This is a genomic window from Nostoc sp. TCL240-02, assembly GCF_013343235.1.
Taxonomy (GTDB): domain Bacteria; phylum Cyanobacteriota; class Cyanobacteriia; order Cyanobacteriales; family Nostocaceae; genus Nostoc.
Window position 1 is genome coordinate 7,344,864 of the sequence record NZ_CP040094.1, and the last position, 19,640, is coordinate 7,364,503.

Below are 19,640 nucleotides of genomic sequence, written 5' to 3' on the forward strand. Positions count from 1 at the left end.
TCTTTGGTCTATCAACCATTTTAGAAGAGCTTTCTTTTGATGGAATATCTAGCTAAATTTATTATTTCTCTTGGTAGATTAAATCAAAAGTAAAAAAGACAAAAAAATAAACCTCATCTATGTTGAAACCTAGAGTTTTTTAAAAAATATATTCATGTAGGTTAAGTAGAGTGACAATACCTCTCGGTTAAGCATTTTTAATTCGGAATCGGATTTTGGGTAAAGGGTACTTTCCCCTTTCCCCTTCCCCTTTTCCCCTTAACCGAGAAGTATTCAGTAGAGTGAAACGCAACCCAACATTACCTTAGAAAAATCTGGCTGTCTTAGGCGATCGCATTCCCGGAATTGTGATTAATCAGCCGCCAAAGCCCCTGCTTGAATACTGGCAAGGCATTTCGGATTCAAGCACTCCAATATTAAGATGATGGATTGCTCGACTTATCTAGACGATCTCAACCACAGCGAACGCTATCTTAATGACCTAGAGACCATGAAGAGCAGAAAAAATATTATTCGGGTAAGAAGAAAATGCACACCATAAAAAATAAATTTATAGTATTACCAAAAGTTCGAGATATAGTTGATATTTGTATTGGACAATTTGGGAAGATAATTGATATTACATTATTTAGGAATAATCGAAAAAGTCTGGATACCAAACAAAGATTTTTAAGAGATAAAGCTTAGATAGGAGAAGAACTTATTACCACACCTGACAAGAATCACAAAAAAGCCGAACTTTCAAAAACTCAAAAATCAGAGAATAAGGAATTATCTTTTAGAAGGATTTTTGTTGAGCATCTGATATGTAGGGTGAAAATTTTTCGAGTAGCCAGTGACAGATTTCGTCTAGCTCGACATTGTTATAGTCAGGTGATAAAGACGGTATGTGAATTAGTTGGGTTACATCTCAATGCTTCAGAATTGCACGTTATTTAATCCACGATCCTTAGTGCCTTTTGATTGGTTCCAAAGTAGAGGTCGCTTAATTCTTCCAAAGAAACATCAGTCTGCGATTCTGGATTACGAAAGTAGGGATGGATGGGCAGGAGTTCAGCGCGAGGGCGGGTTTTGGGTAAAGACAGAATCTGCTCAAGCAAAGTCAGGTAGTTTTCAGCAGTAGATTCCCAACTGTACGTCTTCAGCACCCGTTGCTGACCAGCTTGGGCAAAATATTCCCACTCCTGAGCATCACATAGCAACCGCTCCAAGCCTCGTGCAATATCAGCAGGATCTTCTGGGTCTACGAGTATGCCATATTCCTTATTTCCCTGCCGCAAGCTTTCGCTAGGGCCACCGTTTTTGGTTGCTACCACTGGTAAACCTGCAACTGCTGCTTCTAAAGGAGCAAGTCCAAAGGGTTCGTAAAGTGCTGTCAGCGCAAATACCGAGCGGCGTTTAACCATAAACCGATAGGCTGCTGCCAGTGACTCTTGAGACTGATCTGACAAGCCAAATGCACTAATCTTGCCCCACAAGTCGTTTTCCTTGACTACCTCTCGAATGGGGGCTAATACCTCTTCAGCTATGCTGTCACTAGCCTCTTCTCGTAAGGGATCGTCCAGTCCCCCTGTAAGTAATATCAAGTTAGCTCGTTCCTGAAGTGTTGGACTGATTGCGAAGGCTTGCACTAGCCCTAATATGTTTTTTTTAGGCTCTAATCGACTGGATGCTACGATAACGGGCAAATCTCGACGTGGCTCTGCAATGTCCCGTGCCAATCGCTCCTGAATGAATTCTTCAGTCGCCTTCTCATTTTCGGAACGTGCCTTTGCACCGAAAATCGAGAAATCTGCTCCCGGTGGAATCACTGCAAAGCGGTTGTCGTTGTCTACATCCACTGCACTCCTATAGACTCGATGAGAATACTGTTGAAAGCGTTCTTGTCGTGTACTGGTGATATTAACGAACGAGCGATTCATGCTCAAGCGTTCGGCTAGGATGCGATATTTAAAATGGAATTGCTCATCTATTTCTAACAAGTTCTCTGAAGTGACTTCTATTTCTAACAAGTTCTCTGAAGTGACTTCCAGCTTGTCCATCTTTTGGGCACCAAGAGAATGAGCAGTAAAGGTAAAAGGTATGCCTGTATCCTCTTCAATTAGAACGCCACATAGCCCTCCATCGGCGTAGTGAGCAGTCATAGCATCGGGTAAGCCACCTTGCTGTTGATAAAATTTCAAGATGTTGGGTACCCAATCACTAATCAGATGAGTCCATAACAACTCTTTGGGGAGAAATTCTTTTGGCCCAGCTGGTAAGCGGATAATGCGAACGTTATCAATTCCTGGATAAGTATCAAACCCTTGGACAAACTCTGGCCATTCCGGGTCAATAATTTGACGGGTGAGAATATCAACTTTGTGTCCCTTTTCGGCTAAGGCTATGGCGACTTGCTTAACGTAGATCAGTTGACCCCCAAAATCTGGGTGTTTGGTTATGTGACTATTGTTTGAATCAAAATTGCCTTGAGGGTTGAGAAATCCAATGTGCATCGCCCACTTCCTAATACAGGTTGATTTCTACTAGAGATTTTGCCTGAACACGGCAGCATAACAGCTTAGTGAGCTTGTTAAAAACTCCCAATGCTGAAAAACGCAGGCAGTGAGACTGTACGTAAATTTCATCACTAAAAAAGTAAGCCAAAGGGCTTTTATTGATTCCCTTTAGCTTAAACCCAGCCAATTCGCGCATTTTCCTAATATTTAAGTTAATCGCTACTGCGGTTCGCCCACATATACCGGATGGCATAAATGGTAAGGTGATATTTCTCTTTAAAATTCAACGTATTCTTGCTCTTATCCCGTAGTTTCACTTTTATCTGCATCTTTTGTTGCCCAAAATACATCAATACACTTAGTAAATAGTAAATTTATTTCTTCCACAACAACGCATTGGCTAAAGGAAACCCATATTTATTTGGCAATTCTATCAACTCAAGATGATGCTTGCTATCAGATATAAATATTCCAACAATAAGTAAATCCAAAAATCTATAACATAGTCTCACAAAAGATATTTTAAGTAAATCTACACGCTGATATAAATAAATTTATTCATTTTGGTAGATGTTGGTATTTGCTATTTTTCGTAAATTTATGAAGCTGAAAATATTTGCAAAAAAACTTGTTAGTATATTTATGACTTCAAAAGTAACAAGAATGTTGCCAATATTATCAATTAACGATAAAAATTCTATTTTCAAATGTAAAGTGATCCTTAGTTTCATCAAGTTTTAAGATTTTTTAAGGATACAAATTGCAATAAAATAGTAGTTTTTCATTAATTTAAACTTATTAGCTTTAACCTTAAAATTAACTTGTATTAATTACTATTAAACACATCTTCAAGTTTTTTATTAACAGTAAAATTAGTTCTTGGTAATTCGCTTATGTATGTAGCTGTATGGCCTGGGAATGTATATCCCTTAGGTGCTAGTTGGGATGGAAAAGGTACGAATTTTGCTTTATTTTCGGAAAATGCAACAGGTGTAGAACTTTGTTTATTTGATACTGATAATCATGAAATTCGCTTGCCTTTAACAGAAAAAAATAATTTTGTTTGGCACGCTTATCTACCAGGAGTAGGGCCTGGGCAACGCTATGGATTTAGAGTACATGGCCCTTGGGCCCCAGAACTTGGTCATCGCTTTAACCCTAATAAACTATTAATTGATCCCTATGCTAAGGCAATTGATGGGGAAATTAGCGATACCGCAGCTATTTTTGGCTACTCTTTAGATGCGCCAGAACAAGACCTAGCTTTTTCCGATTTAGATAATGCCGAAATTATGCCGAAGTGTATTGTTGTCGATCAGTCTTTTGATTGGGGAGATGACAAACTACTTTCTATACCGTGGCACGAAACTATTATTTATGAAACTCACGTTAGAGGTTTTACTAAATTACACCCAGAAATTCCAGAAAAATTACGTGGTACTTATGCAGGGCTGGCACATCCAGTTGCAATTCAATATCTCCAACAACTAGGAATCACATCTGTGGAATTGATGCCTGTACATCACTTTTTATCTTCTCCAGGATTTCTGGTAAATAAAGGACTCAAAAACTATTGGGGCTACGATTCCATTAATTATTTCACCCCCTACTCTGGTTACAGTGCTAATGGCTCACTCGGACAACAAGTGACCGAGTTTAAGCAGATGGTCAAGGACTTACACTCTGCTGGGATTGAAGTAATTTTAGATGTAGTTTATAACCACACTGGCGAAGGCAATCATTTAGGGCCAACATTATCGCTACGAGGCATCGATAATGCTGTTTACTACCGCTTGGTCAAAGATAATTCCCGCTACTACATGGACTTCACAGGCTGCGGCAACTCCCTAAATGTGCGTCATGCCCAAGTTCTGAAGTTAATCATGGATAGCCTGCGCTATTGGGTAACAGAAATGCATATTGATGGCTTTCGCTTTGATTTAGCCTCAGCATTAGCGCGAGAGCTATATGAAGTAGATAGTCTCGCAGCTTTTTTTGATATTATTCATCAAGATCCAATTCTGGCAGATGTGAAGCTGATTGCTGAACCTTGGGATTTAGGAGAAGGCGGTTATCAAGTTGGCAATTTTCCTTTACGTTGGTCTGAATGGAATGGCAGATATCGTGATACTGTAAGGGATTTTTGGCGTGGTGAGGATGATAGCCTCGGACAATTTGCTTATTGTTTTACTGGCAGCCCTGACCTTTACCAAGCAAACGGGCGTAATCCCAGTGCCAGTATTAATTTCATCACTGCTCATGATGGCTTCACGCTCAATGATTTGGTCAGCTATAACGAAAAGCATAATCAGGACAACGGCGAAGATAGCCGTGATGGGGAAAGCCATAACCGCTCTTGGAATTGCGGTGTAGAAGGAGAAACCAATGACCCAGATGTAATCCGCTTACGGCAACGTCAGCGACGCAACTTTTTAGCAACTCTAATGCTGTCTCAAGGCATACCCATGCTATTAGGAGGAGATGAAATTGGTTGCACTCAGAAGGGTAACAACAATGTATACTGCCAAGATAATGAAATTGCCTGGCGTGATTGGAGTTTACAAAAGTCTAATTCCGAACTACTAGATTTTGCCCGCGAACTGATTTATTTTCGTCATCAGCATCCAGTATTTCGGCGGCGTAAGTGGTTTCAAGGCCTTCCTATTCACGGTTTTGGGATCAGTGATATTGGTTGGTTTAATGACGATGGCAGCGAAATGACTGAAAAGCAGTGGCTAGTTAGTTATGCCAAAGCTATGGAAATTTTCTTGAATGGCGAGGGCATTGTTACTCCTGGCCGCCGTGGTGAACGGATTATTGATGAGAGCTTTCTGCTATTTTTTAATGCTCACTACGAAACGATTGAGTTTGCTTTACCCAATGTTTTCCAGGATAGGGAATGGGAAATAGTTATTGACACCAACGAATCTCGCTTCCTTAGCCCAGGAAAGTTGGTTATGGGTGAGCAAACTGTGCCAGTTACAGACCGCTCTCTCATAGTGTTACGTCGTCTTGCTTTGTAAGACAAAAATCATCTGAGCGATCGCGCCTATGACAAAATAAAAAATTGAGTTATATAGAGTGAAGTGCGATCGGGAAAGCGATCGTACTTCACAATGGTCATTTGAAGTATAAAGTAAACTCCGTTAAAACCTACTTACTATTTGAGGAAACTAATGTAGTTATTCAGCGTATTAATATTATCATCGTAGGCAGAGTAATCACCCAATGAAACACGTTGGTTTTGCACAAAGAACTTAAATGATAGCTCTTGTTGCGCTTTTTTGATGAAAAGCCAGAAAAGTAAGTATAAAATCAATATCTTATCAATAAATATACTAGTAGTAAAAATACTTAAATACGACCTTACATAAGTTCGTAGCGAATTGACAGACACATAGTGCGTTAGCGTTGCGGCATAAAGTGCGGAAAAAAGCGTCCGCCATTTTTGAAGCCCCTATTGCTCTCCCTGCTTCCCCTGCTCTCTTCGTTGACTTGATCAGCACTTCTTTTTGTATTTCTTTATGTCCAACAAAAAGAAGTGCTGAATGTGGATAGTAACATTAAAAAATTCTCGGTAAGTGTCACTCAATCTACAGGTTTTTTAGATGATGAAACAGAGACAGGCAAGCATATACAAATGCACTCAGCTACTTTGGAGTGTTTTGTTAGTGTTAATAATTTGGAATCAACCCCAATACGCTCTGGCAGATGTCAACCCACAGGAAATAAATGCAATTATTCGCACACGGGATATTGCCCTGCAAGCCCTAAACACTCGCGATTTTTCCAAAATACAGCCTTACTTGCACCCAAACTTCACAATCACAACAGTTGATAACCAGATTTTTCACAAAGTTCCTGAGTTTGAAAAGTACTGGAATCAGCAGTTTTCCAGTTCCATTAAAGATATCAAAATGCAGCTCAAGGGAGATACTCTCAGAACATTTCTCACACCAGAAATAGATGTTGCCTCTGGAGAAGCGATCGCATCTTTCTCTTTCAAAGATGGCAAAGCGGCTGATATGGCGTTGCGATGGACAGCAGTGCTGCAAAAACTCCAAGATAAATGGACGATTCAATCGCTGCATTTTTCCTCAAATCTGCTGAATAACCCAGTGCTAAATGCTGCTCAACAATTGGGACGAATTCTAGCAGTTGCAGCAGGTGTAGGCGGTTTCCTGGTGGGAGCAGTAACGATGCTATTATTACGTCGCAGGACTAAGCCACGAACCGAAAGGATATAGCAAATAAAGTGGGAAGAAGCACTTATCAACCTAGTAAAAATATTAGCTTTCATCGCCGTCTCAAAGCAACCATAGTAGTTTTATTAGTTTGGGGTGGCGTGAGTTTGCTGCACTGGCTACCAGAAACACAATGGTTGATGCTGGGATTAACGGCAATTTTGACTGTGCAAACATTACGGATGCTGTTAGCAAAACCAGTGGCGGCAGTGATGGAGAGCGAGATTTATTTACCGCCAGTCTCAATTTTAGTTCCAGCTAAAAATGAAAGTTCAGTCTTGGTTAATCTAGTTTACAGCTTATGCCAATTGAATTATCCCAGCGATTCTCTAGATATCTGGGTTGTTGATGACGGTAGTACCGATGAAACTCCCCAGGTTTTGAGGGAATTACAAACTCGATTTCCATCTTTACAAGTTCATCGACGGGAATCAAAAGGTGGTAAATCAGGCGCATTGAATGCGGTGTTTCCCTTTACCCAAGGCGAGATTATCCTAGTCTGCGATGCAGATGCTCAATTACCTGTCAATTTTCTCCAGCAAACAGTACCTCTATTTCAGAAGCAAGCGATCGGTGCAGTGCAAGTGCGAAAAGTGATTTCTAATGCTAACACCAACTTCTTAAGCCGTTGCCAGCAGATGGAAATGTGCTGTGATAGCTTTCTACAAACTCATCGCATTGCTATTGGTGGAATGTCTGAACTGCGCGGTAATGGGATGTTAGTTTGTCGGGAATTGTTAGAAAAGTGTCAAGGTTGGAATGAGAACACTGTCACCGATGATTTGGATCTTTGCTTCAAACTGTATTTAGCAGGTGCAGAAATTGAATTTGTTACAGTTCCATCAATTCAGGAAGAAGGTGTAACTCGTTGGGAAAAACTTTGGTATCAACGCTGCCGTTGGGCTGAAGGTGGCTATCAGCGTTACCTAGATTATTTTCCGCAAATTCTGACTTTAGGTTGGGCGAAAGAAATTGATTTACTATTGTTTTTTTTATTGCAATTTCTGCTACCAATTGGACTAATCCCCGATTTACTTTGGACAATATTTTATAGCCATCATCCTGTTCTATTTCCACTGCAAACACTACTCAGCATCATTTTGACAATTGCCTTTATTGCTGGACTTTACCAATTTCAAACTTTACGAGGATGGTCTTTGTTTTGGGCAACAATTCAAGGCTCATTATACATGGTGCATTGGATTCCTGTGATGATTGTGACGACTTTAAAGATGTGTGTGCAAAGGGAGCGATCGCGCTGGGTTAAAACTGAGCATTGTGGTGGAAAAAATTATGGTTGAAGAATCAGATAATCTGATAGAAAAGCAGAAAAAATACTTTATGTTAATTGGAGTAAGTGTTTATGAAGGTCAAGTAATTGAATATAAGCTGAAAAAGCTTAGTAAATTTATTCATCCTAATATTGACGATGCATTGCCTGAAATTACCAAAGAAGATTTTTTGGCGAGAGAGAAGATTTTAGAGAAAAGAACACTAGGGTTTATTTTCAACTATTTCAAGCAAAATAAATTTTTATTAAATAATGATGATGCAGAATTTTTAGTTAATAGGTTTGTAAATTATAGAAATACTATTATTCATCACCTTGTAAAATTACCAGGCTTTAATGTGAATACAGAAGAAGGTATAGATCGAGGAATACAGTTTTTAGAGGAATATAGAAAAGCAATAAAAGATATAAATGATGTTTTTGATCCAACTTTTATTTATGCACATATATTATTATATGAAAACGTCGATAATATAGATGACATTAATAAGTATCAAAATAGTTTAAATAATTTGTATTCACTCTTGAATGAATCCTTAACAAGAGCGGGTGGCTCTCTTGAAATAGAGATTCACAATAATCTTGATGAACGTTTTGATTACCAGACAAAAAGTAATTTTAATAAAAACAATTCTTCTACATTTAACCCGCAAGCAGAAAAAAAGAAATTATGGCAAAATACTAAAATAGTTCGTGCATTGAGTCGTATTCGAGCAGAGATAGCAAATCAAGATGGATGGATTTCTTTATCTATTTGTGAACAACGGCTAAAAACAGAGTACCCAGAAATAAAGCCTAATGATTATGGGTTTAAGAATATTCTGGAAATAATCAAAATATCTAATTTGTTTGAATTAAAAAAAACAAAATCCAAAAAACATAATAAATATAAAATTTATTTTCGGTTTTATCAAGAAACAAATGAAATTAGCTGAAATTATCAAAATAGAGAATCATGTTAGATTTGCTGATTCAAAACGGGTTAATTTTCGATGGCTTAGGCTCTCCACCTGTTCGCGGAGATATTGGCATTCAAAACGGACAGATTGTCACCCTTGCGCCCTCCTTAACTACCCTAGCGCGTGAAGTGGTTGATGCTTCTGGGTTATGGGTGACACCTGGATTTATAGATATCCATACTCATTACGATTTAGAGTTAGAAATTGCACCAGGATTGAGCGAATCAGTTCGTCATGGTGTTACCAGCGTGGTTATTGGTAACTGTAGCTTGTCTGTTGCGATCGCAGAACCCCAAATCCTGGCTGATATTTTTCAGAGGGTAGAGACACTTTCCCATCGGCTGATTGCAAAATGGCTACAAAAGTCGGTTTCCTGGCAGACACCAGCAGAATATTTACAGCATTTGCAACAGTTACCCCTTGGCCCCAATGTTGCCCCAATGTTTGGACACAGTGCTTTACGCGCTCATGTGATGGGATTAGAACGCAGCTTAACTGTTCAGCCGACAAAATTTGAATTAAATCTTATGCAGCGTATAGCCAGAGATGCAATAGATGCTGGCTTTATTGGCATTTCTATTGATATGTTTCCCTGGCATCGGATGAGTGGAGAATGGCAAGGCTGCACAATTCCCTCTCAACACGCGAAATTTAAAGAATATGCAATGTTGTCAGATTTGTGTCGTCGGTGCGATCGCGTTTTTCAAGTCACACCCAACTTACAACGACTTGCTTCCTTTGTAGAGATTCTGCGTATGGGTTCAGGGATTGGACAAAAACCACTGCGGCTAACTGTCCTCTCAGCCTTAGATGCCGTACACGATCGCAACCTATGGCGAATATTTTCCCCTCTACTTTTTATTTGGAATCGGCTTCTAAATGGGAATGTGCGCTTTCAAACCCTAACTGAACCCTTCACCATTTACTCAGATGGATCTGTGACTCCCTTATTTGAAGAATTTTCCACAGGCGCACAACTCAATGGTTGTCAGTCACGAGAAGAAAGACAACAACTATGGGCATCGGAAATATTTCGTCGTCAGTTTCGTAAAGAATGGCTCAGTAAACGGCATAAATCATTCCATCGCCAGTTAGATTTGATGGAAGTTATTCACTGTCCCGAAGCAAGTTGGCAAGGCTTAAGTTTTGCCAAAATTGCTCGTCAAAAGCAACAAGAACCAGTAGATTTATTTATCTACGCATTACAAAAATACGATACAGATTTACGCTGGGTAGCCACAGGAGCAAACGATCGCCTAAAACCCCGTTTAGCGATGATGCAGCATCCTTATATTTTGCCTGGTTTTACCGATGCTGGCGCTCACGTGCGTAATCTGGGCTACTATGATGGAGCTTTGTCTTTGCTAAAACAAGCTGTGGCAACGAAATTCCTTTCACCAGAAGCTGCGATTTGCCGAGTTACCGGAGAACCTGCTGGTTGGTTTGGTCTTGATACGGGAGTTCTGAAAGTTGGTGCAAAAGCGGATATAGTTTTACTCGATCCCAATGCTTTAAATCAGCCAATTAGCCCGCAAGTGCAGATATCAGATCCAGTTTTAGATGGTGAACCTCGGATGGTTAAGCGCGGTTCAGATGAAATTGTGCAAGGAGTTTATATTAATGGAGTTCGGGTTGTTTGTCAGGGGAAAGTGAGCGATCGCTTGGGGCGTGAAAAGTTGGGAACTGTTTTGTTTTCTTGTTGAATTATCTTACACAGAAGCGCAAAGATAAGGTTGAGATTTTCGCACTAAATTGCTTTTATTTCACATCAGCCATGACTTTGCCAATATCTTGAGGAGTTGCACCTGTTGCTAACATTGCCCTAATCAACAATTCAATTGATACTGAAGCATCGACATTTTCAGCTTTAGCAATCCGAGGTTGGCTGGAACTAATCTTAGCAGCGAGTTCACTTTGAGTCATCAGTTTTTGCCGACGCTCCTTCAAGTTTTGGCTGAGGGCTAGCTTAATTTCAACAAACGTAGTTTCTTCGGGCGTTAACTCCAAAAAATCTGAAACTGTGCCAATTTTCCAGCCTTTAGATTCCAAACGTTCTCTCTTCGCTTGATCCATCATATTACTCCTGTTGATCGGTATCATATTTGCTCAGACGCTTTTTGCAAACCTCAATTATCTTCTTGGATAAGGTTGTGTTACAACTACATTAATGTTTTGTTGGTAATATAAATTTAACAATGTAAATTGATATGAGGTGTTACTGCTTGGGCGTTACGGATAAAACAAGAAAAATTTTATGGGGACGTTCTGGAAATAGGTGTGCAATCTGTAAATGTGAGCTAATTATGGATGCTTCACCAAATGATGATGAATCTATAGTTGGTGATGAGTGTCACATTGTTGCAAGAGAAGCAGGTGGCCCACGTGGAGATTTAACTTTTCCTGTTGATCAACTAGATTCTTTCTCGAATTTGATTCTGCTTTGTAAAATACATCACAAATTAGTTGATGACCAACCAAATGAGTATCCAGTTGATCAATTACAGCGAATCAAACAGGAACATCTTGAATATGTACGCCGAGGTCTTGAACTTCCAATAGACTGGGGACTATCCGAAATACCTAAAGAACCTCTTGGTGCAGGTGTTGTTGAGAAAAAAATTGGTACACTCTGGTCTAATTATACAAACTACCCTATAGCGATTGAAGTGGTTAGCTTTAGAGGTAAGTTAATTGCTGAACTGATAATTTATCAAGATTCCCTCAGCCCACATTCTTATGAACTGTACCAAATTGATCGGGATAAATATGTCATATACTACAACTATATCCATCGCGCAGATTATGGACGTGCGAGATTAATAGGTGCAAATCTTGACATAGATCCAGATCCGCCTTTAACACTGAAAGAAGTACAGATAAAATTTCCAGAACTTGCAACAGAGGCGGGTTTGTCTCGAACTCGATTTCTAGAGCTTTAGTGCGATGGCTCTTCCTGTACGCTACATTAACAAAATAGAACGCACTATTTTTATGAGAGTAATACCTACGGCGGATGGAGCGATCGCTTTATTCAGGACAGGTATGACTTTGCTATATTAGATAGTGCCTCACCAATAATCACTCGTAAATAACTTGTAACATTTAAACAGCAAAAAATCCCTCCATTCTTATGAGTGAAAAACTTCAGACCGAAAAAGACAAGCTACAGACAAGCACTAGTATAGAAATAAATCAAGAAACAGAAAACGAAAAATTTTTGTGTTCTCATTGCCAGCGTACTGCTACAAACGGTATTAAATGTAAAGGTATTTGTGTGGCTGACAATGACTATTAAAGCACAACTTATATTGATTTATCATACACTCTATTATGATTAATATCAATTTTAATCCTAAACAAAAACTAAGAAATAGAATTAATAGTCAAATTACAGATCATCCTTTTACAGACTATTGGGATATTTTTATTCTTAAACATCAACATCCAATTAATATTACTCTACACATTCTAGGAATATTGTTTTTTTACAGCTTACTCTTTTATACTTGGAATTTGCAAAATTTTTGGTTACTCTTAGGATTACCGTTAACTCAGTTGCTAGGATTAACTGGGCATTTTTTATTTGAGCGTAGCCATATTGATTTACAAGATGCTGTATTTTCTTGGCGGGCTTCTTATTGTTTAGGTAAAATGTTATTTAGAATTTTGACGGGTAAATATCGAGATGATATTCGCCAACGACAAGAAATATTAAATAATTATCTATCAAACAATTATGCAAATATTCAATAATTGGAATGTAATTGCTAAGGGTTGGTATATTGCCTGTCCTAGTCATGAAATCCCTAAAAAAACAGCAAAATCTGTAGAAGTATGCGGTTATAAAATTGCTATTTTTAGAGGTGAAGATGGGCAAGTACGAGCTTTAGATGCTTACTGCCCTCATTTGGGAACAGATTTAGGAATTGGGAAGGTTGATGGTAATTGGATTCGTTGTGCATTTCATCATTGGGCATTTGATGAAACAGGGTTTTGTCAAAATATTCCCTGTCAATCAGAAATTCCTACTCAAGCTAAATTGCAAGCTTATGCAACAGAAGAAAAGTATGGATTTATCTGGATTTATCCAGATGCTAAAGCACCAGAGAGAGTGGTTTATTTTGATGAATTGAAGGGAAAAGAAATTGTTGCAAAAGCTGATATGGCATTTGAAAGAAGTTGCCATCATCATATTTGTATGATGAATGGGATTGATGCTCAACATTTAAAAACAATTCATCATTTAGACATCAAAATGGATTTGTCGCTACATCGCAGCGAATTAGGAACACAAATTGACTTTACAATGCAGGGAAAATTCCCTCAAACTACATTTCGAGAAAAGTTAGGTCAAAGATTTCTTGGTTCTACATATCAGTATTCAATGCGTTATGCTCATGGTTGCATTGGTTTGTTAACAATGATGAAGGATGTCAGGCTTTTTCCGCCACTGTTTATGATATATGCTTATACTCCAATTGCACCGGAAAGAACGAGAATTCAACCGATTTATGTAACTGAAAAGCGTAAAGGCATTGTGGGATATTTGCTGAGTCAGTTTTTGCTATTCTGTACGCGCTTGGCTTACTATATGCTCAGGGATGAGGATGGTAAGATTTACGACAATATTCGCTTTAATCCAACATTACTCCTTAGTATCGATCGTCCATTAGCTGAATATATGGAGTATGTAAATCAGCTAAAACCGTCTCGATGGTCAAAAAATAGGGGTGTAGAATAGTACATTGAGTTATGTTGCCGCTAACCCAACAAAAGCTTTGGTAATGCTCGGTTTCTCAACCTAACCCATATCTGAATTATTTTGTAGAATCGGAAATGCCCACCAAACCTGATTGAGAAGGTGGGAGATGTTAATGCATAATTGTAGCGTAAATAACCATTTTTTAATCTGTCACATTACACCGTAAATTTACTAATTTGGTCGATAAAGTTTTAATTACAAACATATTACAAATTGATTTTAGGTAATTTCCGAATAATGAAGAGTTTGCTGATTCCTGTTCAAAATTTGCAGCCAAGCGATCGCACTGCCATGTATGCGTTGCTGCAAAATCACTTTCAAGGTATAAACTGGGATGGGTTTCTAGTCGATCTAGAGCGCAAAAACTGGGTTTTGTTGTTGAGAGATGAAACATCCAACGCACTCAAAGGATTTTCAACTCTGATGTTATGCCAAAAGACTTTTTTGGGAGAAAAAATTAGTGTGGTGTATTCTGGCGACACTATTGTCGATCCTAGTGCTTGGTCAAGTACAACACTACCACGTAGTTGGATTGCCGCTATCAATTTTCTGCGTCAACACTATGCAGAAAATAAACTTTACTGGCTGCTAATTTGCTCTGGTTTTCGTACTTATCGTTTTCTACCTACTTTTTGGCAAGATTTCTACCCACGTTATGATGTTACAACACCTGCAGATATTAAAAATCTAATGGTGAGTTTAGCACGCGAATACTATGGTAGTTTATACCAAGAAGCAACTGGTATAGTCCATTTCCAGCATCCCCAAATTCTTCGTGAGGGTTTGATTGAAATCCCCACAGGAAGACAGACTAACCCCCATATCCAGTTTTTTGAAGAAAAAAACCCAGGTTATCGATTAGGGGATGAATTAGTTTGTTTAACCGAAATTAACTATGACAATCTTACTCGTGCTGGAAAACGGATGTGGGAGTCAGAATCATCGTTAGAATTTGTGCAAGATTGTGTTCTTGTTTAACTTTTATGGCATCTACAAACCTACAATCAAACTTTAATAATCCAACTCAATTTCTAGAGGGATGGTACTGGACATTACCATCAAAAAAATTAAACCCTGGCAAAGTGAAAGCTATAACATTGCTAGGTAGAAATCTGGCAATTTATCGGGGAGTTAGTAGTCAGGTAGTCGCTGTAGATGCTTATTGTCCACACATGGGCGCTCATTTAGCAGAAGGTAAGGTAGAAGGTGATGGAATTCGTTGCTTTTTCCATAATTGGAAGTATGACAGTCGCGGAATTTGTGTAGATGTTCCTTCTCTCGGAAAACCGCTACCTGTGTGTATTAAAACTTGGCATACGGCAGAAAAATACGGCATAATTTGGGTTTGGGTAGGAGAAGAAAAGCCAAGTTCGTCGCCTTTTGTACCAGAATTAGAACAAGCAGATTGTGATTATATATTGGGGACTAAATTTGTCAAAAACTGCCATCCCAATGTCTTACTAATTAATGCGATTGATGCTTACCATTTCAATACAGTACACAATTTACCTTTAGAGATTGTATTTGATTCTCAAAACCTCAACCCCAACGCTATTAGCTTCAGTAATACTACACGTGGAGGGGATGATTCTTGGTTAATTCGCCTGATTCGTCCTCTATATCGCAACGAAGTTACTTATAGTATGTGTTACTGGTATGGCAGCACTGGCACTGTGACGCTAGGCCCAGATTTTCTGCACTTCTACATTATATTTACACTGCGAATGATAGAAGGTGGGAAAACTGAAGGGCAAACAATTCTTGTCACTCCCAAGCGTTCGGGATTTTGGGGATGGGTTTTAAATCGTGGTTTGTTATGGTTAACTCAGCAGGTTGGTAATTACTTTGCAAAAGGGGATACGCAGGTATTTCAGACAATTCAGTTTGATTTGAAGACTCCTACTAAAGCAGATCAGTCTATTCTAGAATTTATTCAGCACGTTAATCAACAAAAAGCTTTAACCTGGGGAACTTGGGACACTATTAATTATCCAAATATTCAAACCCTATCAACACCTAACCCTGAACATGGATTCAAAACATAACATTGTTGGTTTTAATCTGCCACACACAGATTCTGATGATCGTTTACGACGGATATTAACAGCAGCATTACCTAATAAAAATAATCATGCTAATTACTCACAATTAAATTATTGGGATGCTGATTTTTTCAACTTACATCGAGTACAAATTTTTCAAAAATCTAATATTACTGAACAATCTGCTATTCTGGAACTTGCCAACCGCAGTTTGTTAGAAGAATCATATTTGATTGAGAAAGCAGGCGTTGGCTACATGGCAAAAATGGTATTGTTAGCAGAAACAGTTGAAGAACGAATGCTTTATGGATTGTTTACATCTGATGAAGCTACCCACCTTCACCAAATTAGCCATTTTTTACCAGAAATGGAAGTAACTAGCATGAACGATCCATTTTTGCGCTTACTATCAGAAGTGGTTGAAAGTGCAGATAAAACAGTTTTGTTATTTGTACTGCAAGTCGTTTTAGAAGGATGGGGTTTAAGCCATTATCGACGTTTAGCTAAGGAATGCCGCCATCCAGTTTTAGCAGAACTTTTTTCCAGTTTTTTACAATCTGAATCCCGTCATCACGCTACGGGAACCACCTTGTTTAATCAAACTTCTGTTTCAGCATTCAGTCAAACAACAATTCTCGATGTATTGGCACAGTTTTTGTTTATGGTACAGGTGGGGCCGCAAAGCTTACTAGCAGCAATTGAACAAGTAAAAGGACATCTGACGCGATCGCAAAAAATCCAAATTTTAGAAGAACTGGATACTGAAACCCATAGCGGGACACGATTACAAATATTGCGATCGCTCATGGGAGGAAAATCAGCCCAGTTTATCCTGCAAACCTTGGAAGAACGCGGAGCCTTTCAACCCCTCCCCGCCCATCAATGTGTGTAATTAATATCAATCTTATCTCTGCGTTAAATCAAAACGGATATGGAAAAAACTATTCATCGTAAATTACAAATTAACCACACTCGCAACAAACAGCAAGACCATACTGCTTTAATGGATGAAGCTGTCACTAATTTTCGCTATGAGGATTGTCAAAACGAGTATTGGAACCCAGAGGAATTTTCCCTGTTATATGGTACACCTTTATGGGAACAGTCCAGCCAACATCAGCGTATAATTTTAAACCAACTTTACTGGGTCGCTTACTACTCACAAATTGTTTCTGCTGAAATTGCCACTATCTTTTTCAATCAAACCAGTGCAGCCGGACTTTACGCTCAAGAAGATTTTCGCTTAATCTGCGATACCTTAGATTTGGAATCCGCCCAAGAGCGATCGCACATTAACGCTTTCCGCACAATTGCCAAACAGGTTGAACATGCGTTGTTTGGGGAACTTATCTTTACCTACCCGATGCGCGGCCCCTTTACAGAAACGATGGTTTATGCTGACACCAATGCTCTAAAAACTTGGTGGAAAAAAATTCAACTTCAATACTTTGGGCTAATTTCTGCGAATAATACTTTTTTGGCTTGTCAGTATTTCACAGTTCGGGGAGTGCGGACGCTAAACGGCAAGTTAGTACAGCATAAACTCAGCAATTATTATCAAAAACATCCCCATCCTGAAGCCGCTCCCATTCCTGCTAAAGTCTCCTATTATCACTTCATGGATGAAAGTTTTCACTTCAATAGTTCGACTATTATATCTCACGATGTTGTCACTTGCCTGAAGCCACCGACTGCTTTTGAGCGACTGGTTGCTAATTTAGGATTGCTGGGATGTCAGCGCGATCATTTTCATTTTTCGGCTGCCATTAACGGGATTTTTTGGTACGATCCGGCGCTGTATAAGAAGATTTATCGGGTGTTGCGATCGCCTATTTTTGGCATGAGTGATATGGATGCTAAAGAAATGATGCGGCGTTGTTTTACGGAGGAGTCAGAAGGGTTACAGCGCAGTTTTTCAACTCATCAAGAGGCGATGAAATCTTATCAGGTGTATGTTGAAAAGCTCAATTATCTTTGGCAACGTAATCGGGATATGTCACTGATGGCTACTAATTCAATTTCTCTATATTTGGTAACTCAAAAAATGGCATTTCAAGGGTTTGAAAAGTATTCCACAGATAATTGGCAATGACTTGTTACAAATAAAATATTAAGAATAGGGTAAATTCAGTTAATGTAAATTAAGAGTATAATATATTGTTCTGATTTTATTTGCATTTTGTGAAGAGAATAATTGATATATAATAATATACAAAAAAAGATAAGGTTCAAATGCTCCAAAGACTGTATATACACAACTTCAGATGCCTAGAAAACTTTGAACTGACCATAAAGGGAATGCCATCTGCTCTCTTGATTGGAAAAAACGGTTCAGGTAAATCAACTACTGCTTATGCATTAGAGGTACTTCAGAAAATTAGTCGAGGTACAAATAGAGTTGGCGAACTTGTCAAGCAGAAGGATTTCACTCGTGGAAGGTCTGATGTTCCGATCCGGTTTGAAATAGAAGTATTACTTCACGAGAAATTATATAAATATATCCTTGCCTTAGAGTTGCCGGAAAAATTTAAAGAACTTCGAGTTTTTGAAGAACAACTGCTAGTTTCAGGAGATCCAATTTACTCTCGAAAAGAAGCTCAAGTCACTCTTCACACTAGCTCACAAAATCGTGAGGCTCAGTTCCTGGTGGATTGGCATCTTGTTGCTCTTCCAGTCATTCAGGAGCAATCAGAAACAGATCCGCTTCGGATTTTCAAGACTTGGCTTGCTCGTATGATCATTTTAGCCCCGATCCCAAGCTTAATGACAGGAGATTCCAACGGCGATACTTTAGAGCCAAAACGGGATGGTTCAAACTTCGGAGAGTGGTTTTCTGGGTTACTCAGTCGCTATCCTGCCGCCTACACACAGATTGTCCAATATCTCCTTAAAGTTATGCCTGATATTAAGGATTTTCTGAATGAATTAATCGGCAAAGACTCCAAAAGCATGATTGTTCGGTTTCAAGAAAATAATGCGAATTTGAGTGTTGACTTTGAAGCCTTGTCTGACGGGGAAAAATGCTTTTTTCTTTGTGCTGTTGTCTTAGCTGCCAACGAATCATACGGCCCACTTTTTTGTTTTTGGGACGAGCCTGACAACTATCTCGCCATATCAGAGATTGGACATTTTATAACATCACTGCGAGGCTCATTTAGAAATGTTGGCCAAATTTTAGTGACATCTCATAATCCTGAAGCAATCCGAAAGTTTTCAAATGAAAATACCTTTGTACTTGATCGAAAAAGCCACTTAGAGCCAACTTTGGTCAGATTGCTCAGTGATCTATCAATTCAAGGCGATCTTGTAGATACCTTGATTCGTGGCGATATAGAACTATGAGCGTAAATCACTATCAGCCACACGTTTTTGTCTTGCCTGAAGATGATGCTAATCGCCAGATTGTGAACGGATTTATTCTTGATCTAAACCTCAATAGCCGCGCTATTCAAGTCCTGCCGCCTGCTGGTGGTTGGAAAAAAGTTGTGGAGAAATTCACGAACGATTATGCCTCTACAATGCGGCAATATCCACAAAGAATGATAATTTTGCTGATTGATTTTGATGAAGATAAAGATAGACTAATTTATGTAAAGCATCAGATTCCAGATGATTTAAAAAATAGAGTATTTGTTCTTGGAGTGTTGTCTGAACCAGAGAGTTTAAGGAGAGATATTAACAAGAGTTTTGAAAAGATCGGAGAAGCCCTTGCCAAGGATTGCTCTGATAACACGAATGAATTATGGGAACACGATCTTCTCACACATAATAAGACTGAGTTAGTTCGTCTGATTTCATCTGTCAAATTATTTCTGTTTAATTTGAAATAATGTTGGTGAATGGT

At 38.8% G+C, this 19,640-nt stretch carries 18 protein-coding genes; 15 read left to right on the forward strand and 3 right to left on the reverse strand.

Annotated features, from left to right (window positions below):
• The first annotated feature begins 702 nt into the window (after nt 1-702).
• Entirely contained in the window at nt 703-939 is a 237-nt protein-coding gene (locus tag FBB35_RS35950) for a transposase family protein (protein WP_217481765.1), read from the forward strand.
• Here FBB35_RS35950 and FBB35_RS31470 read toward each other — a convergent pair.
• Complete coding sequence (locus FBB35_RS31470; RefSeq protein WP_174712881.1) at nt 936-2,495, reverse strand: glycosyltransferase; 1,560 nt, start codon at nt 2,493-2,495, stop codon at nt 936-938. The two genes, FBB35_RS35950 and FBB35_RS31470, sit on opposite strands and share 4 nt — an antisense overlap.
• A 10-nt stretch (nt 2,496-2,505) precedes the next feature.
• Nucleotides 2,506-2,751, reverse strand: a complete 246-nt coding sequence (locus FBB35_RS31475) for a hypothetical protein (RefSeq protein ID WP_174712882.1) — start codon at nt 2,749-2,751, stop codon at nt 2,506-2,508.
• 640 nt (nt 2,752-3,391) lie between these two features.
• Between FBB35_RS31475 and glgX the strand changes: the two genes are divergently transcribed.
• The 5 genes from glgX to FBB35_RS31500 all read left to right on the forward strand — a co-directional run bounded on the left by glgX (nt 3,392) and on the right by FBB35_RS31500 (nt 10,695).
• Entirely contained in the window at nt 3,392-5,521 is a 2,130-nt protein-coding gene (gene glgX, locus FBB35_RS31480) for a glycogen debranching protein GlgX (protein ID WP_174712883.1), read from the forward strand.
• Between the two features lie 648 nt (nt 5,522-6,169).
• Complete coding sequence (locus FBB35_RS31485; RefSeq protein ID WP_254625746.1) at nt 6,170-6,745, forward strand: nuclear transport factor 2 family protein; 576 nt, start codon at nt 6,170-6,172, stop codon at nt 6,743-6,745.
• An 8-nt stretch (nt 6,746-6,753) separates the two neighbouring features.
• Nucleotides 6,754-8,043 (forward strand): glycosyltransferase family 2 protein, encoded by a 1,290-nt coding sequence (locus tag FBB35_RS31490; protein ID WP_174712885.1) that lies wholly within the window; start codon nt 6,754-6,756, stop codon nt 8,041-8,043.
• Nucleotides 8,036-8,968: an OST-HTH/LOTUS domain-containing protein gene (locus FBB35_RS31495; RefSeq protein ID WP_174712886.1), complete on the forward strand. Its 933-nt coding sequence runs from the start codon at nt 8,036-8,038 to the stop codon at nt 8,966-8,968. Before FBB35_RS31490 ends, FBB35_RS31495 begins: the two co-directional genes overlap by 8 nt.
• 20 nt (nt 8,969-8,988) lie before the next feature.
• Complete coding sequence (locus FBB35_RS31500) at nt 8,989-10,695, forward strand: amidohydrolase family protein (RefSeq protein WP_174712887.1); 1,707 nt, start codon at nt 8,989-8,991, stop codon at nt 10,693-10,695.
• Nucleotides 10,696-10,750: 55 nt separating this feature from the next.
• Here the strand turns inward: FBB35_RS31500 and FBB35_RS31505 are convergent, their stop codons facing one another.
• Nucleotides 10,751-11,065 carry a helix-turn-helix transcriptional regulator gene (locus tag FBB35_RS31505; protein WP_174713844.1) on the reverse strand — a complete coding sequence of 105 codons (315 nt, stop codon included), beginning with the start codon at nt 11,063-11,065 and terminating at the stop codon, nt 10,751-10,753.
• Between the two features lie 134 nt (nt 11,066-11,199).
• Here FBB35_RS31505 and FBB35_RS31510 point away from each other — a divergent pair, with 134 nt between their 5' ends.
• The 9 genes from FBB35_RS31510 to FBB35_RS31550 all read left to right on the forward strand — a co-directional run bounded on the left by FBB35_RS31510 (nt 11,200) and on the right by FBB35_RS31550 (nt 19,626).
• Nucleotides 11,200-11,931 (forward strand): HNH endonuclease, encoded by a 732-nt coding sequence (locus FBB35_RS31510; RefSeq protein WP_368041811.1) that lies wholly within the window; start codon nt 11,200-11,202, stop codon nt 11,929-11,931.
• A gap of 391 nt (nt 11,932-12,322) precedes the next feature.
• The gene (locus FBB35_RS31515; RefSeq protein WP_174712889.1) at nt 12,323-12,745 is read left to right on the forward strand and encodes an Mpo1-like protein; all 423 of its coding nucleotides are present in this window, start codon (nt 12,323-12,325) and stop codon (nt 12,743-12,745) included.
• The gene (locus FBB35_RS31520; protein ID WP_174712890.1) at nt 12,729-13,733 is read left to right on the forward strand and encodes an aromatic ring-hydroxylating dioxygenase subunit alpha; all 1,005 of its coding nucleotides are present in this window, start codon (nt 12,729-12,731) and stop codon (nt 13,731-13,733) included. Before FBB35_RS31515 ends, FBB35_RS31520 begins: the two co-directional genes overlap by 17 nt.
• Nucleotides 13,734-13,991: 258 nt before the next feature.
• Nucleotides 13,992-14,732: a hypothetical protein gene (locus tag FBB35_RS31525; RefSeq protein ID WP_174712891.1), complete on the forward strand. Its 741-nt coding sequence runs from the start codon at nt 13,992-13,994 to the stop codon at nt 14,730-14,732.
• Between the two features lie 5 nt (nt 14,733-14,737).
• Nucleotides 14,738-15,799 (forward strand): aromatic ring-hydroxylating dioxygenase subunit alpha, encoded by a 1,062-nt coding sequence (locus tag FBB35_RS31530; protein ID WP_174712892.1) that lies wholly within the window; start codon nt 14,738-14,740, stop codon nt 15,797-15,799.
• On the forward strand, nt 15,783-16,688 hold the full coding sequence (locus FBB35_RS31535; protein ID WP_174712893.1) for a ferritin-like domain-containing protein: 906 nt from the start codon (nt 15,783-15,785) through the stop codon (nt 16,686-16,688). The genes FBB35_RS31530 and FBB35_RS31535 overlap by 17 nt, the downstream gene beginning before the upstream one ends.
• Before the next feature lie 39 nt (nt 16,689-16,727).
• Nucleotides 16,728-17,888, forward strand: a complete 1,161-nt coding sequence (locus FBB35_RS31540; RefSeq protein ID WP_174712894.1) for a P-aminobenzoate N-oxygenase AurF — start codon at nt 16,728-16,730, stop codon at nt 17,886-17,888.
• Between the two features lie 140 nt (nt 17,889-18,028).
• Nucleotides 18,029-19,138, forward strand: coding sequence for an AAA family ATPase (locus FBB35_RS31545; RefSeq protein WP_174712895.1), 1,110 nt, complete (start codon nt 18,029-18,031; stop codon nt 19,136-19,138).
• The gene (locus FBB35_RS31550; RefSeq protein ID WP_174712896.1) at nt 19,135-19,626 is read left to right on the forward strand and encodes a hypothetical protein; all 492 of its coding nucleotides are present in this window, start codon (nt 19,135-19,137) and stop codon (nt 19,624-19,626) included. The genes FBB35_RS31545 and FBB35_RS31550 overlap by 4 nt, the downstream gene beginning before the upstream one ends.
• Nucleotides 19,627-19,640: the final 14 nt, after the last annotated feature.